The following is a 14,871-nucleotide window of genomic DNA, read 5'->3' as shown; positions in this document are numbered from 1 at the left end:
TATATTATGTACGTTATATTATGAAGAAAAGAAGATTTTTATTTGCTCTCGTTATGTTGCTGACGATGAGTTTCGGCATTAAGGCACAAGAGGTACCTGATGTTTTGGGAAGATTGGATTATAATGTCATCTCTACCGCTGTGCCCTTTATGATGATAGCTCCCGATGCCCGTGCTGCGGGTATGGGTGATTGTGGTGTGTCAACAACTCCTGACGTTTACTCCATGCACTGGAATCCGGCTAAATATGCTTTTATCGAAGATGACTTCTCTGTCGGTCTTGCATATAGCCCTTGGCTTAGACAACTCGTTCCGGATATGAATATTGCTTATCTCGCTATTTCAAAACGTGTCAGTCCTATGTCAACAGTGGCAGCTACAGTACGTTATTTTAGTTTGGGCGATATCAACTTTACTTCAGATAATAATGAAGACCTTGGTACTTATTCTCCTAATGAATGGGCTATTGATGTGGCATATTCCCGTAAACTTGGCAATTATATTTCAGGTGCCGTGTCAGGACGTTTTATTTATTCTAATCTTACTCAAGGTATTATTGATTATACAAAACCTGCTTTTTCCGTTGCTGCCGATATAGGTGTCTATTATAACAGACCTGTATATTGGTTTAACAGTATAGATGCTGAGATATCATGGGGCGTCGCCATTACCAACATTGGCAGTAAGATGACTTATAATTCCGGAAATACTCGTAAGGATTTTATTCCTACTAACTTGCGTTTCGGACCAAGTATTAAACTTGATATCGATGATTATAATTCATTGGCTTTCTCATTGGATATTAACAAACTGTTGGTGCCTACACCTCCTGTTTATCTGAAAACAGCTTCCGGTACGGATTCACTCGATGCTTCAGGCTATCCTATTATATTTGAAGGAATGGATGATAATGTTTCATTGGTACAGGGTATTATTCAGTCATTTTATGATGCTCCGGGCGGATTTTCAGAAGAAATGAAAGAATTCACTTTGAGCGTTGGAGCTGAGTATTGGTATAATAAAGTGTTTACAGTGCGTGCCGGTTTCTTCCATGAGGCTAAAATGAAAGGCGACCGTCGCTATCTTACTTTCGGCGCAGGCTTGCGTTATAATGTTTTTGGTCTTGACGTATCATACCTCGTCCCTGTTAACAATACCGCTACCTCCGGCACTAACCCGTTGGAGAGTACTCTGCGCTTCGATTTGATATTCTGTATAGATAAATGGGGTAGTAATACTAAACTTGAAAGAACGCCATCTTCGAATTAATAATGATATAAAAAGGTGTTAATGAAGAGGTGTGACAATTCAAAATCGTCACACCTCTTTTTTTCGGATGTGAATTGTTGTATTGTTGTGTCGAGCACTATTGTATGATGAACTTTTTTGATATTATCTTTCCGTCAGTTTGTCTTGCCAACAAAATGTATATTCCATCTGCCCACTGAGAACAGTCGATTGTGAGGCTGTTGTCGTTTATGGTACAGTGAAATATTGTCTGTCCCATGCTGTTTGTAATCTTAATATCTTCAAAATTGCCTTTAACGGTTATGTTGTTATCTGCCGGATTCGGGAATATGCTCGTATTGTTTGAGTCTTGTATGTCGGAATAAGGGTCTTCCATGACATGGATATAGCTTTCGTGTCTGTAATGGTTTTGTTTTGTGACGGTTACTTTGATGACACTGCCGGCCGGTTGTGCCGTGAATACAACAGTGTTGTAGTCTCCTGTCCCGCGTGCGGTGGCAATGAGATTGCCATCGACGGAAAGGGCAATGCCTGCTTCATGGTCGGCTTTGATAGCAGTAGAATAGACTCCGTATGGGATACTGTCGTTGTGTGACACTGTCAGATATTTGGGCTTCTCGCTGAAAAGTTGAAAATAGGCATCACCGAAATAATGAAATAACTGATATGTTATTCTTTTGAAACTGTGATTATATGGCCACGACGATTGGTTGAGATAATATTTCCCTGCTACATTGGCAAATGCAGGACGTTGAAAATCAGATTGTTCATTACCGTAATCTGGAAGAAAACCGTTCCACAGATTATCATAAAAACCCCAAACGTATGTGTCGTTGACATAGGAATATGATGCCTGGGATGCTCCAATCACTGCTACGGCACCGTGTTCGCTACGCATGAAACGTTCTGCAAAACAGTCATCATCGCCATAACCGAAGCCGAAGTCTCCGGTCATGCAATTGGCTGACATTACAAAAGTAAGTCTCTCGTTGTCGAGTTGACGGATAAGATCGGTGGAATAATATGGCTCGCCCCATGTCTTGAAAGTGCCATGGTCACGGTGTTGAATAATGAAAGTCCCTTCCTGAATGGCGTTGGTAATATCTTGCGATGAACCGTTCCAGTCTTCAAGATGTGCCATGGTTGATGGGATATATCCGCAGCCTTCCGGACCGAAATATTGCACTACCGTTTCAGTATTTTGTCCCGTTGACCATACATCTGAAGGTGTCCCGCTGTGTATGGCATTGATACGTCTCGGATGCTTGCCAATACCACTGAAAAAACCGTTGACTACTTCAGAACATAACTGGAACCACCGCGATTCTTCGTAACCCATGGCAGTGACAGGGCTGTCGTAATATGAGGCATCATCATACGGGTGTCTCTCGTAATTGATAACTTTATATATCATGCCGGCTGCCTCATTGCCGTCGGCAGCCGGCATCCTTGCTACTGCAATTTCCGGAAGTCCGTCGTTGTTGAAGTCGGTAAGTCTGTTGTCAGTAAGATAAGGCTCGTATTGCATGCCTCCCGGATGGTCATCCATGGCAAAAGTAGTGACGCCGATGCCGCTGCCGGCAGGATAATCTCCCAATATAAGCACTGCAGAAGGTACAATATCGTAATTGTCGTATATGTTTTTTAGAAACTGTCGTATGGAATCCGGATGATTACCTATGTCATCTATATTTATGACTTCTGTCGCAATGCCTTGTTCTTCCCTGAAACGTCTCAAAGTGTCTGCATAACTTATCATCTCTTCATCATCAGCAGTAATGATAAGATAATCACAACCTTTTAATAATCCTTTGGCACGAAGATTATTTCTTTTGTCATAATCATATTCATCTATGATATTATAGTTTAAAATCATGTTTTTCAGTATATTGTCCCATTCTCTGCTTCTAAATCTGTCTTCAAGACAATAGTTCTTTCCATTGTTGAAATGTAGTTTTATGCTTATGTCGTGATAAACTTTCAGTTGATGTTTTACAGGATTGTATCTGAATGGCGTCACGCTTAAAAGAATCAAATCCAAACCTCTAATACTTACCGGTTTTGATATTTCCAGTAACTTGTCGGGATAAAAAATATCGTTTTTATATATGGAACTGTCTTTATAAACTGTTATTTCATCTGATTCGGTATCCAATTTCAATGGTGAGGCGGGCAAAATGTCTATATCGGAGAATATAGTACTGTCATTATAATATATCTCAAAATCAAAGTTGCTGCAGTCTTTGGGTATTGTAATATACCGGCTGCTTGCAGGCAAATTGGGTGTTCCTACCTCGCTTGGCAATGTCATGTTATTGATTCCGATTACGTCTCCGTCGCAGCCGTCAATCGACTTCTTGTTGATTCGTACTTCTTTTATGTAATGTCGTATAACTATTTGACGGTCTTTGCTTTCTTCTATGTAAAACCCATCTTTCGGATGATTGTAATACATGACGTTTTGACAATGACATTTATTCGAAAAGATGATAAATGCCACCATCATCAAGACTAAAATGTTGAACTGTCTGAAAAATATTTTTCTCATAGATGCAAATATACGAATAACTTGCTTTAAAATGAGATGTTGTATCGAAATAATGTGGTAAGGAATATGTTAAAATATGTTTTTCTTTATGCTTCGCCTTGACTGGAGATTAAATTGTATGTGATGGAAGAATTATTGGTTTCTGTTTGATGACGTAAAAAAAGAGACAACAACGTTGTCTCTTTTTTTAACCTTAAATAAATCTATAGGTACGGCAATGCCGAATCAATACTCGTCAGATACGGTGAGTTTTTTTCTTCCTTTAGCACGACGTGCCTTTAAAACTTTACGACCGTTGGCTGTTGCCATTCTTTCTCTGAAACCGTGCTTGTTTCTGCGTTTTCTGTTTGAAGGTTGATATGTGCGTTTCATTTTCTTGTGAATTTATTGTCTTTCAAAAACTCCTTTATTCGAGCCGCAAAGATAGTAAATTTTTTGTTTTTTAAAAACTTTTTGAGTAAAAAAACTAAAAATATATAAATTGCTGATTTTTATGTATTTATATCTGTGATAAGATAAAAATGCAACTATATAACTATGTTCGTATCTCTTGTTTTACCCTTATTGTTGACTTGTTTTCAAAGAAAAGTGTAAAAAAAACTTTGTAATTGTCAAGATAATCGAGACAATTACAAAGTCATGAAATTATGAATAAAAATTATTTGTTAGGGATATTCTTTAATGTCTCTGAAAGGAAATCCCAGAATAATGTCACTGTTTCTATTTTAAGAGCTTCGTCTGGAGAGTGCGGAAATACAAGGGTAGGACCGAAGGATATCATGTCCCAGTTCGGGTATTTCGAGCCGAGTATGCCGCATTCCAATCCCGCATGTATCACCATGATTTTAGGCTCTTTGCCGTATTTTTCTTTGTAAACCTTCTGCATGGTCTTGAGAATAGGGGAGTTGATGTTAGGTTGCCAGCCCGGATATTCTCCCGATGATTCTGCTTTTGCACCATGTTCTGTGAGTAACTTGCGTATTTGTGCTGCCAGTTCGTCTTTCTTTGCATCTACAAGACCTCGTTGCAATGAGGCTGTCATGATTTCATTGCCTTCAGTCTTCACTATTGCGAGGTTTGATGAGGTCTCTACAGTGCCTTCAAAATCTTTCGACATTCCTAAAGCACCGTTGGGATATGCAGCTATAGCTTCGATGAGATTCTTTTGTGTATTCATGTCAATGACTTCTTTGGGCATCTCGGCCGGCTCTGCGGTGATGCTCAAGAAAGGCTCGGTATTTGCAAATTGTTCCTTGACAACAGCTTCAAATTCCGGTATATATGCTAAAAATTCATTCTCTTTGTCAGCTGGAATTACGACAGTGGCAAATGACTCACGAGGAATGGCATTGCGCAAGCTGCCTCCGTTGATAGTGGCGAGACGTAATCCGAAGTTTTCGGTACATCTGTATAATAAGGTGTTCATGAATTTGTTGGCATTGCCACGTCCAAGATTGATGTCCATGCCAGAATGCCCGCCTTTAAGTCCTTTCACTATCAGTTGATACGCTTTCAAGCCTTCTCCTACGGCTTCCATGGTAGGGGTGAAGACTCCTACAGTGTCAATGCCTCCTGCACAACCTACATACAACTCGCCTTCAGTCTCGGAATCCATGTTGATGAGGATATCTCCTTTCAACACTCCTGATTCCAATGCGTTGGCTCCTGTCATGCCGGTCTCCTCGTCTATGGTAAACAACGCTTCAATAGGACCGTGTTCCAATGTCTTTGACTCTAAAACTGCCATCGCTGCAGCAGCTCCGACACCGTTGTCGGCTCCTAAGGTGGTGCCTTTTGCCTTTACCCAACCGTCTTCAATGTAAGTCTCTATGGGATCATTCTCGAAGTCGTGCACAGTGTCGGCATTCTTTTGAGGTACCATGTCAAGGTGTGCTTGTAAAATGACTCCCTTACGATCTTCATAACCCGGAGTGGCAGGCTTGCGGATGATGATGTTGCCGACAGCATCAACAATGGTCTCTAATCCTAAACCTTCTCCAAAGGCTTTCATGAATGCAATGACTTTTGCTTCTTTCTTCGAAGGACGCGGAATCTGTGTCAAACTGTAAAAGTTCTTCCATACGCCATTCGGTTCCAAATCTTTAATACTATTCATTTTAACAGATTTTTATTTGTTGTCGTTTTTCTTTCTTTTTTTAACATAAAACGTGATATGTACTTATTTGTTGCGCGTCATCTCTTTTCGTCACGCTTTTACAGAATTTTTTCAGCGTTTTGATATTCCTTAATTATGAAAAGGTATCTTTTCTCAAGAAATATATTACATTTTATGCCATATTTTATAAAATTTTCGCTAAAATAGTCATTATTTTTGAATCTTTACTGTGTTTTAGAAAAATTTTGTCACTTCTTTAATGTTTTTATGATGAAATAAGTATTGTCGTACATTATGTTATATGTTTTTTAAGTGTGAATATGAAATCACATTAAAATAACGTATCTTTGTATCGTGAAATGATGTTTATGCGTATTCTGCAAAAGAAATTTGACAAGATTTGCCGTGAATGTGGATATGTACCTACGGCTCTTGTTACCGGTGCGAGTTCCGGTATTGGTAAGGTTTATGCCGAGACTTTGGCATCGTTGGGCTGTAACTTGATTATTGTGAGTAACCAGCAGAAAGAACTCGATGATGTGGCTGATATTATCAGGGAAAAATATAATGTTGAAGTGTTATCGCTTTTTCAAGACCTTGCCCTTGATACAGCCGCTGATGATGTCTTCTCTTTTTGTCACTCTCATGAAATGACGGTAGATATCCTGATTAATAATGCCGGCATGTTTTTCTTTCATGAGTTGAATAAGGATTATGATGCCCGAATGGAACTTATGTTGAAACTTCATATTGTTACACCCACCCGTCTGTGTCGTCTTTTCGGTGATGATATGCAGAACAGAGGCTTCGGATATATTATCAATATGTCGTCTATGGCGGCTCGTTTGCCATATCCCGGCATTACTATATATTCAGCTACGAAGTCTTATCTTCTTAATTTTGGCAAGGCATATTATTATGAGATGAGAGGTGGCGGGGTGAATGTCACCACAGTATGTCCCGGAGCTGTCGCAACGCCATTGTACCGTTTGAGTCAAAACCTGCTTCGTTTGGGTGTGCGTTTGGGAATAATTGCTACACCGGAATGGCTTGTACATAAGGCTCTTTTAGGTGCTTTCAAAAGAAAACGTGTCGTTCAGCCGGGACTTATGAATGTTTTGCTGCCCCCTTTCCTTTCTTTGATTCCTAAAAAAATCATTTATGCTATATGGAAAAAACTAAGGTGATAATAACAGGTGCTACCGGCGCTATAGGTTCTGCTGTGGCTGATTCTTTGGCATCACGTCATTGTGACCTGGTCCTTGCATGTCGTAATATAAATAAAGGTGAATTATTGCGCTCCTCCTTGTTGTCTCGTTATGATGACATTGACATTAGAGTGATGTATCTCGACCTCTCGTCTCTGAAATCTGTGGCAGATTTTGTCCGAATGATGGAAAAAGAAACAGTCAAACCGGATGCTGTACTTAATAATGCAGGCGTGATGTGTCGTGATTTTTCTCTAACTGAAGACGGTTTGGAAACAACTGTAGGTGTTAATTATGTAGCTACGTTTTTACTTACTTGTCTTTTGATTCCTCACATGTCAGAAGATTTTAATATTGTAAATACTGTATCTCTTACTCGTTATATGGCTGATGTTGATGAGTCGCTGTTTGATTTTAACCCAGATAAATACGGACAGTTGCATGATTATGCCAACTCAAAATATGCACTGTTGCTCTTTACGTTGAAGCTGTCAAAGATGTTGAATCACGGACATGTGAATATGACAGACCCGGGCGTTGTAAATTCTGATATGATAAGGATGAATAGATGGTTCGACCCTTTGGCTGATGTTTTGTTCAGACCATTGTGCAAGAAACCGGAAAAGGCAGCCGTCCCTGCATGTAATGCTCTGTTCTCAAAAAGAAACGGCTTGCTGTACCATGGTGATAAATTTTCAGCGTTGTCTGATAAATATCATAAACATCATTTTATTGATAAGTTGTGGGATATGACAGTACAATTGCTTGCCGAAAAGGGTTTTACCCTGAATATGCTGTAAAAAACAGCTGTTGTGTGATATCTCTCTTAAATGTTAATGTTGATAATTAGATCACTCGCTTTTAGTAAGTGATACAATAATTGTAATTCGATTCATGTTGAGTATATTATAATGTATATGGGTAAAATATGCTGAGTATTTTCCCGTATGGTGACAAAAATTGACAATGTTTTTAAAAATGTCGTATATTTGCCGAAAAATTTTAGTAGTATGGATTTAAGTAAAGTTGTTGCAGTATCCGGTAAACCGGGTTTGTTTTTAATTAAGTCACAAGGTGGAGGTAAGATTATAATAGAGTCATTGCTCGATGGAAAACATTCTCCTGCTTTTGCTAATGATAAAATAAGTTCACTTGAAGAAATAAGCATATTTACCACTGATAACGACAAACCGTTGAAAGAGGTTTTTATGAGTATTCATGAGAAATTAGGCGACAATATTGGCTTCGACCCTAAAAAAGTTTCTCCCGTGGAACTGAAGGAAAAATTTATGCTCGTTCTTCCTGAATATGATGAGGACTCTGTTTATCTTTCCGATATGAAGAAAGTGTTCCAGTGGTATCAGCTTCTTAATGATAAGGGTGTCTTGGATTTTACCATAGAAGAGAAGAAAGAAGAAAAAGATGAGAAAGATAATAAAACTGAAGAATAAATAATGACGTATTACTGTTGATATTCTCGATAGTCGTCGTATTAGAAATACGGTCTCATAATGTGGTGACCTTTCTGAAAACTTTATTATGGAAATATGAAAACAATATCAAAACTTGAAATCATTACTAAAAAATGTTATGGCAATGTGGTGTTTTTTCTGTTGAGAGGAGACGCTCCTTTGCCGGATATTACAGCAGGGCAGTTTGTTCAGATGCGTGTTGAAAATAATCCAAATGTTTATCTTCGTCGTCCCATATCTATTCATGATGTTGACTATCAAAGTAATACTGTTAGCTTTCTGATTCAGGAGATAGGAGAGGGAACATGTTCGTTGGGTGCATTGACAGAAGGTACTGATATAGATGTTGTGTGGCCGCTTGGTAAGGGTTTTACTATTGCAAATAAAGGTGATAAAGTGCTTCTTGTGGGAGGTGGCATTGGCATGGCTCCTTTGTTGTATCTTGGTAAGAAATTGAAAGAAAATGATGTTGAGCCGGTGTTTCTGTTAGGAGGACGTTCTGCAAAAGACCTTGTGAGACTTGAAGAATATAATGGCATAGGTGAGGTGTTCATTACAACGAATGACGGTACTTTCGGTGAGAAAGGTTTTGTTACTCAGCACAGTCTGTGGAATGAAAGTAGTTTCGACAGGTGTTATGTTTGTGGACCTCTCCCGATGATGAAGGCTGTGGCCGGGATGGCAAAGATGAAAAATATTTGGTGCGAGGTGTCTTTGGAAAATATGATGGCTTGCGGCTTGGGTGCTTGTCTGTGTTGCGTCGAGAATACAGTTGACGGTAACGTATGTGTGTGTAAGGAAGGCCCGGTTTTTAATATAAATAAACTGTTATGGTGAACGAGATTATTAAACTTGACGGCTTGACGCTGAAAAATCCGGTGATGACGGCTTCCGGTACTTTCGGTTATGGCTTGGAATATGCTGATTTTATCAATCTTGAAGACCTCGGTGGTATTGTGGTAAAAGGTACTACACTACATCATAGAGAGGGTAATCCTTATCCGCGAATGGCAGAGACACCTTCAGGCATGCTTAATGCCGTGGGACTGCAAAATAAAGGCGTGGACTATTTTGTGCAACATATCTATCCTGCCATAAAAGATATAAAGACTAACATGATAGTCAATGTGTCGGGTTCTACCATTGACGATTATGTGGCAGCGGCGGAAAAGATTAATGAACTCGACAATATCCCGGCTATAGAACTTAATGTCTCCTGTCCCAATGTGAAACAGGGAGGAATGGCATTCGGCATTACTTGTGCCGGCATACAACAGGTGGTGACAGCGGTGAGAAAGGCGTATAAAAAACATCTTATTGTCAAGTTGTCTCCCAATGTCGGCAATATAGCTGAGATTGCCGTGGCAGCCGAGTCTTGTGGCGCTGATTCTCTTTCGCTTATCAATACCTTGCTCGGTATGGCTGTTGATGCGGAGACACGCCGTCCCAAGTTGTCAACGGTGACCGGCGGGCTGTCGGGCGCTTGCGTGAAACCTGTGGCATTGCGTATGGTTTGGCAGGTGTATAAGGCAGTGAAGATTCCCGTCATAGGTCTTGGTGGCATATCATCGGCAACGGACGCCGTGGAGTTTATGCTCGCCGGTGCCTCGGCAATACAAATAGGTACCGCCAATTTCATAGACCCTGGCATTTCTGTAAAAGTGGCTCGCGGCATCGTGGAATATTGTGAACGTCACGGCTTTGCCAATGTCAGCGACCTTACCGGCGCATTACAGCAGTAAGGTGCTAAACGATATTGACTTCCGGCTGTATATCTATGCCGAATTTTTTCTTGACACTGTCTTGTATCTTGCTCATGAGTGCCAGCAATTCTTTGCTGTTGCCCTTGCCGTAATGAACAAGTACGAGAGCTTGCTTGTCCCATACTCCTACATTCCCTTCTCGGTGACCTTTCCAGCCTGCTTTTTCTATGAACCATCCGGTAGGAATCTTGACTCTTCCGTCAGTTTCAGGATATGATGGAATGTCGTGATATTTAAATTTGAGTCTGTCAAAAACTTCTTGTGTTACAATGGCGTTTTGAAAAAAACTGCCGGCACTGCCTATCACACCGACTTCGGGTAATTTATTTGCTCTCGTCTCTTTTATCGCATTTGCAACATCCGATATGCAAGGACTCGTTACCCCTCGCTGCATCAGAAAGTCTTTTATGTTACCATAATCGGTGCGTACTGTGCCACGCTTCTGAAGCATGAAATCTACACTGTATATGAGAAATCTTTTGTATTCTTCCGTCTTGAAAATGCTGTTCCTGTATGAAAAATGACAGTCATTATTGTTGAATGTATATGTCTTGCCGTTATTTATGTCAATGGCATGGACCTGATGTATGCAGTTTTTTACTTCAGCACCATAGCTTCCTATGTTTTGTACAGGCGATGCTCCTACACTTCCCGGTATGTCCGACAGATTCTCCAACCCATAATAACCTTTGGCAACTGTGAGATTTACAAAGTCTTTCCATATTTCACCTCCGCAAACCCTGATTTTGATTTTGTCGGCATCTTCTTCCAATGTTTTAATGCCTTTGTTGTCGAGATGTATTATCACTCCGTCAAAATACTCGTCCTTGAATAAAACATTACTTCCTCCTCCGAGTATAAACTTGCGCGAAGAGCTATATGCTTCATTGTCTATGACTTCCGTTAGTTCTTTCGTGTCGTTTATTCTTAAAAAATATTTCGCTGTGACATTAAAACCGAAAGTGTTGTATTCAAGCAATGAAAAGTCTTTTTCCATCAGTTCTTTTTATTTTCAAAAATATGATATTTTTTGTCATGTTAATATAAAAATATGTAATTTTATCAAACATAATTTGGTTTAATTTGAAACGTGTTATAGTATCGGTAATCAATGACTTGGTGACAGACCAACGTGTCAATAAGTCTTGTTTGACATTAATGAAAACAGGATTTGATGTGCTTCTTGTAGGAAGAAAACAGCGCAAAAGTCCTGCTATGGATGAACGCCCGTACCAATGCTGCCGAATGAAACTACTTTTTGAAAAAGGTCCTTTGTTTTATGCGGAATATAATATAAGATTGTTTTTGTTTCTGCTTTTTCATAAGTCTGATTGCCTTTTGTCAAATGATTTGGACACCTTGCTGCCCAATTTTTGGATTTCTAAATTGAAAAATGTTCCGTTGATTTACGACAGTCATGAGTATTTTACCGAAGTGCCTGAGTTGGTGAATCGTCCCAAAGTACAAAAGGTGTGGCGCACCATAGAAGAATATGTGCTTTTTAAAATGAAGGAGATGATTACCGTTAACGAGTCAATAGCCGATCTTTTCAGAAATAAATATGGTATTGAAGTTTATGTGGTAAGAAATATTCCTATGCGCAAGATGCTGCCGGAGCCTGCCACTCGTGAATCATTGCAACTGCATGATGATAAACATATATTGGTGTTGCAGGGTTCTGGCATCAATATAGAAAGAGGCTCCGAAGAACTCGTAGAGGCAATGGGATATCTCGATGACTGCTTACTTGTAATTATTGGTGGAGGCGATGTTTTGCCATTGTTGAAAGATAAAGTCGCTGATAATCATTGGGAAGACAGAGTGCGTTTCTTCCCGCGTATGAGTTATGCGAAAATGATGTCTATTACTCAACTTGCAGATTTGGCATTTACTCTCGACAAGGATACCAATCTTAATTACAGATACAGTCTCCCTAATAAACTATTTGACTATATCCAGGCCAACGTTCCTGTGATATCTTCCCGTTTGCCTGAAATTGAACGTATTGTCAGAGATTATGACATAGGTACTTTTATTGAAAATCATGAACCTCTAACTATAGCTGAAACAGTGAAATGTGCTTTGTCGGATAAAGAACGTTTGGCTAAATGGAAAAATAATCTTAGATTTGCAGCTGAGAATCTTTGTTGGGAGAATGAAGAGAAGATTTTGATGTCTGTTTATAAGAAATATGTCTGATAATCATTTACATATAGTGTCGTTCGATGTGCCGTATCCTGCCAATTATGGAGGAGTGATAGATGTATTTTATAAAGTGAAGGCTCTGTCGGAACGCGGAGTCAAAGTGCATCTCCATTGTTTTGAATATGGCAGACAACCGGCTGAATGTTTAGAAGATATATGTTATTCGGTGAATTATTATAAAAGAAAAACCAATGCTTCTTTGTTGTTGAGACAACAGCCCTATATCGTATGTTCCCGTCATTCTGATGCTTTGTTGGAGAATTTAAAAAAAGATAACCATAATATCTTGCTCGAGGGATTGCATTCCTGTGATGTCCTTCTTGATGACACTGTCGCTGATCGTAAAATATTTGTCAGGACACATAATGTGGAACATGAGTACTATAGATATCTTGCCAAAACGGAGAAGAATTTTAAAAAGAGAATGTTTTTGTTGTTGGAGGCCGGTAAATTAAGCCGTTTTGAATCGGTGCTTGCCAAAGCAGACGGAATATTGCCTATTTCTCCCAAAGATTATGAACATTTTGCCGAACATTTTGATAAGGTGTCATTGATAACGGCATATAATGCTTTCGATACTGTCGATATTATGAAAGGAAAGGGCGACTTTGTGCTTTATCATGGTAATCTTGAGGTATCGGAGAATTATGATGCTGCTGCATTTCTTGTAGAGGTGTTCAAGAATACCGATATTATTTTGAAAATAGCTGGAAAGAATCCTCCCGAGTTTCTTAAACAAAAGATTGCAGGCATTTCTAACGTGGAACTGATAGAAAGTCCGGACGACGATGCCATGCAGGACCTCATAAGAAATGCTCATGTCAATATTTTGGTGACTGCCCAATCTACAGGATTGAAACTTAAATTATTGAATGCTTTGTTTAATGGCAGATTCTGTGTTGTCAACGACAAAATGGTGGAAGGTCTTGAAACGAATGGATTGTTGTTTCAGGTTGATGATGCGGAGTCATTAAGAGAAACGGTATTCAGGTTGATGCAGCAGACCTTCGATGATGAACAAATTGAACATAGAAAGAAAAAAATGGCAGAATTTTATAACCTTGCCGCTACAACGGACAAATTGTTGCAGTTGTTGTTTTAATCAGTGACTTTGCCATCCGCACAACGAATGATACGTGATGGAAACTTGCGAATCAGATTGTAATTGTGTGTCGCCATGAGTATTGTTTTTCCTTCTTTGTTGATTTTTGTCAATAGCATCATTACATCGTTTGTCGTTTCAGGGTCGAGATTGCCTGTAGGTTCGTCGGCTATTATCACTTCCGGGTCATTGAGTAACGAACGTGCTATGGCAAGACTTTGCTGTTCTCCTCCGGAAAGTCGGTATGGCATGTTCTTTTTCTTGTCGAGCAGTCCGGTAAGTTTGAGCACTTCGTCGATTTTTTTGTCGATGAGTTTGTCGTCAGTCCAGCCTGTGGCTTTTAAAACAAACGACAAATTGTCTTCTACAGACCTGTCGAAAAGCAACTGAAAATCTTGAAAAATAATGCCTATCTTACGCCTTAAAAAGGGAATGTCTTTCTTTTTTATTGCAGTAAGGTCATATCCGGCAATGATGAAAACACCTTTCTTTGCCGGGATATCGGCATATAGGGTCTTTAGTAATGACGATTTGCCACTGCCTGTTCTGCCTATCAGATAAACAAATTCACCTTTATTGATTGTAATATTTATATCGTTGAGTATCAGTTTGTTGCCTTGATATATCGAGGCTTTTTCAATTTTTATTACCGATTCATCAGCCATTATGATAATTTTTTCCAAAGATAAATATTTTTACTGAAACTGACGGGAAATTTTGATGAATTTTGGAATAATAAGAATAACAAAATGTTGTGTAAAAAATATTTTTGTAAATTATTGTAGTGCGTTAAAAAAAACACTAATTTTGCGCCCGATATTTTATTGTTAACAATTAAAAGAAAGAGAGAGTATTTAACATGATTATTATTCCTGTAAAAGAAGGCGAAAGCATTGATCGTGCTCTGAAACGCTACAAGAGAAAGTATGAGAAAACCGGTGTGGTTAAAGAATTGCGTAATCGTCAAAAATTCACGAAACCATCAGTTGTAAAACGTGAACAACGTTTGAAGGCTATCTACGTTCAGCAGTTACGTCAGGCAGAAGAAAACAATTGATTTTTTGTTGCGTTTTTTGCAAGAATATTATCGGAAAAACTTTGTTTCAGTCATGGGACAAAGTTTTTTTTATGTCGATGTAGAGTGAAGTCAAATAAAAATATTGATATTTTAGTGAAAAATTAAGAATATGGTGTTGTATATATGAAAAAT

Annotated in this window: 14 protein-coding genes; 9 read left to right on the top strand and 5 right to left on the bottom strand. The window is 39.1% G+C overall.

Going from position 1 to position 14,871, the window contains the following annotated elements; translation table 11 throughout:
- Positions 1-20 precede the first annotated feature (20 nt).
- On the top strand, positions 21-1,268 hold the full coding sequence (gene porV, locus ACZOVS_RS03920) for a type IX secretion system outer membrane channel protein PorV (RefSeq protein WP_483995921.1): 1,248 nt from the start codon (positions 21-23) through the stop codon (positions 1,266-1,268).
- A 97-nt stretch (positions 1,269-1,365) separates the two neighbouring features.
- Here porV and ACZOVS_RS03915 read toward each other — a convergent pair whose 3' ends face one another.
- The 3 genes from ACZOVS_RS03915 to ACZOVS_RS03905 all read right to left on the bottom strand — a co-directional run bounded on the left by ACZOVS_RS03915 (position 1,366) and on the right by ACZOVS_RS03905 (position 5,911).
- Complete coding sequence (locus ACZOVS_RS03915; protein WP_483995920.1) at positions 1,366-3,795, bottom strand: C25 family cysteine peptidase; 2,430 nt, start codon at positions 3,793-3,795, stop codon at positions 1,366-1,368.
- Positions 3,796-4,020: 225 nt separating this feature from the next.
- The gene (rpmH, locus tag ACZOVS_RS03910; protein WP_483995919.1) at positions 4,021-4,167 is read right to left on the bottom strand and encodes a 50S ribosomal protein L34; all 147 of its coding nucleotides are present in this window, start codon (positions 4,165-4,167) and stop codon (positions 4,021-4,023) included.
- A gap of 286 nt (positions 4,168-4,453) precedes the next feature.
- Positions 4,454-5,911, bottom strand: coding sequence for an aminoacyl-histidine dipeptidase (locus tag ACZOVS_RS03905; RefSeq protein ID WP_483995918.1), 1,458 nt, complete (start codon positions 5,909-5,911; stop codon positions 4,454-4,456).
- Positions 5,912-6,279: 368 nt separating this feature from the next.
- On the opposite strand from ACZOVS_RS03905, the gene ACZOVS_RS03900 reads away from it, so the two are divergent.
- From ACZOVS_RS03900 to ACZOVS_RS03880, 5 genes are all read left to right on the top strand, one after another.
- Positions 6,280-7,098 (top strand): SDR family NAD(P)-dependent oxidoreductase, encoded by an 819-nt coding sequence (locus ACZOVS_RS03900; RefSeq protein ID WP_483995917.1) that lies wholly within the window; start codon positions 6,280-6,282, stop codon positions 7,096-7,098.
- A complete protein-coding gene (locus ACZOVS_RS03895) occupies positions 7,080-7,919 on the top strand; it encodes an SDR family NAD(P)-dependent oxidoreductase (RefSeq protein ID WP_483995916.1) in 840 nt (279 codons plus the stop codon). Before ACZOVS_RS03900 ends, ACZOVS_RS03895 begins: the two co-directional genes overlap by 19 nt.
- Positions 7,920-8,129: 210 nt before the next feature.
- Positions 8,130-8,570, top strand: a complete 441-nt coding sequence (locus ACZOVS_RS03890) for a DUF5606 family protein (RefSeq protein WP_483995915.1) — start codon at positions 8,130-8,132, stop codon at positions 8,568-8,570.
- Positions 8,571-8,666: 96 nt separating this feature from the next.
- Positions 8,667-9,428 (top strand): dihydroorotate dehydrogenase electron transfer subunit, encoded by a 762-nt coding sequence (locus ACZOVS_RS03885; protein WP_483995914.1) that lies wholly within the window; start codon positions 8,667-8,669, stop codon positions 9,426-9,428.
- Positions 9,422-10,333, top strand: a complete 912-nt coding sequence (locus ACZOVS_RS03880) for a dihydroorotate dehydrogenase (protein ID WP_483995913.1) — start codon at positions 9,422-9,424, stop codon at positions 10,331-10,333. The genes ACZOVS_RS03885 and ACZOVS_RS03880 overlap by 7 nt, the downstream gene beginning before the upstream one ends.
- Positions 10,334-10,337: 4 nt before the next feature.
- Here the strand turns inward: ACZOVS_RS03880 and murB are convergent, their stop codons facing one another.
- Positions 10,338-11,351, bottom strand: a complete 1,014-nt coding sequence (gene murB / locus ACZOVS_RS03875) for a UDP-N-acetylmuramate dehydrogenase (protein WP_483995912.1) — start codon at positions 11,349-11,351, stop codon at positions 10,338-10,340.
- An 86-nt stretch (positions 11,352-11,437) separates the two neighbouring features.
- Here murB and ACZOVS_RS03870 point away from each other — a divergent pair, with 86 nt between their 5' ends.
- Both ACZOVS_RS03870 and ACZOVS_RS03865 read left to right on the top strand, forming a co-directional pair.
- Positions 11,438-12,553 carry a glycosyltransferase gene (locus ACZOVS_RS03870; RefSeq protein WP_483995911.1) on the top strand — a complete coding sequence of 372 codons (1,116 nt, stop codon included), beginning with the start codon at positions 11,438-11,440 and terminating at the stop codon, positions 12,551-12,553.
- Complete coding sequence (locus tag ACZOVS_RS03865; protein WP_483995910.1) at positions 12,546-13,661, top strand: glycosyltransferase family 4 protein; 1,116 nt, start codon at positions 12,546-12,548, stop codon at positions 13,659-13,661. Before ACZOVS_RS03870 ends, ACZOVS_RS03865 begins: the two co-directional genes overlap by 8 nt.
- Here ACZOVS_RS03865 and ACZOVS_RS03860 read toward each other — a convergent pair.
- On the bottom strand, positions 13,658-14,344 hold the full coding sequence (locus ACZOVS_RS03860; protein WP_483995909.1) for a cell division ATP-binding protein FtsE: 687 nt from the start codon (positions 14,342-14,344) through the stop codon (positions 13,658-13,660). The genes ACZOVS_RS03865 and ACZOVS_RS03860 overlap by 4 nt on opposite strands.
- A gap of 176 nt (positions 14,345-14,520) precedes the next feature.
- Between ACZOVS_RS03860 and rpsU the strand changes: the two genes are divergently transcribed.
- Positions 14,521-14,718, top strand: coding sequence for a 30S ribosomal protein S21 (rpsU, locus tag ACZOVS_RS03855; RefSeq protein ID WP_483995908.1), 198 nt, complete (start codon positions 14,521-14,523; stop codon positions 14,716-14,718).
- Positions 14,719-14,871: the final 153 nt, after the last annotated feature.

This window comes from Candidatus Limimorpha avicola, assembly GCF_056978975.1.
The sequence above is the reverse complement of the archived record's forward strand: the minus strand, read 5'-3'. Positions and strand labels throughout refer to the sequence as shown.

Bases quoted from the DNA above. Each gene is read 5' to 3' on its own strand.
- ACZOVS_RS03880 (WP_483995913.1), top strand. From the start codon at position 9,422: ATGGTGAACGAGATTATTAAACTTGACGGCTTGACGCTGAAAAATCCG.
- ACZOVS_RS03905 (WP_483995918.1), bottom strand. From the start codon at position 5,911: ATGAATAGTATTAAAGATTTGGAACCGAATGGCGTATGGAAGAACTTT.
- ACZOVS_RS03915 (WP_483995920.1), bottom strand. From the start codon at position 3,795: ATGAGAAAAATATTTTTCAGACAGTTCAACATTTTAGTCTTGATGATG.
- murB (WP_483995912.1), bottom strand. From the start codon at position 11,351: ATGGAAAAAGACTTTTCATTGCTTGAATACAACACTTTCGGTTTTAAT.
- ACZOVS_RS03890 (WP_483995915.1), top strand. From the start codon at position 8,130: ATGGATTTAAGTAAAGTTGTTGCAGTATCCGGTAAACCGGGTTTGTTT.
- ACZOVS_RS03900 (WP_483995917.1), top strand. From the start codon at position 6,280: ATGCGTATTCTGCAAAAGAAATTTGACAAGATTTGCCGTGAATGTGGA.
- ACZOVS_RS03895 (WP_483995916.1), top strand. From the start codon at position 7,080: ATGGAAAAAACTAAGGTGATAATAACAGGTGCTACCGGCGCTATAGGT.
- rpmH (WP_483995919.1), bottom strand. From the start codon at position 4,167: ATGAAACGCACATATCAACCTTCAAACAGAAAACGCAGAAACAAGCAC.
- ACZOVS_RS03865 (WP_483995910.1), top strand. From the start codon at position 12,546: ATGTCTGATAATCATTTACATATAGTGTCGTTCGATGTGCCGTATCCT.
- ACZOVS_RS03885 (WP_483995914.1), top strand. From the start codon at position 8,667: ATGAAAACAATATCAAAACTTGAAATCATTACTAAAAAATGTTATGGC.
- rpsU (WP_483995908.1), top strand. From the start codon at position 14,521: ATGATTATTATTCCTGTAAAAGAAGGCGAAAGCATTGATCGTGCTCTG.
- porV (WP_483995921.1), top strand. From the start codon at position 21: ATGAAGAAAAGAAGATTTTTATTTGCTCTCGTTATGTTGCTGACGATG.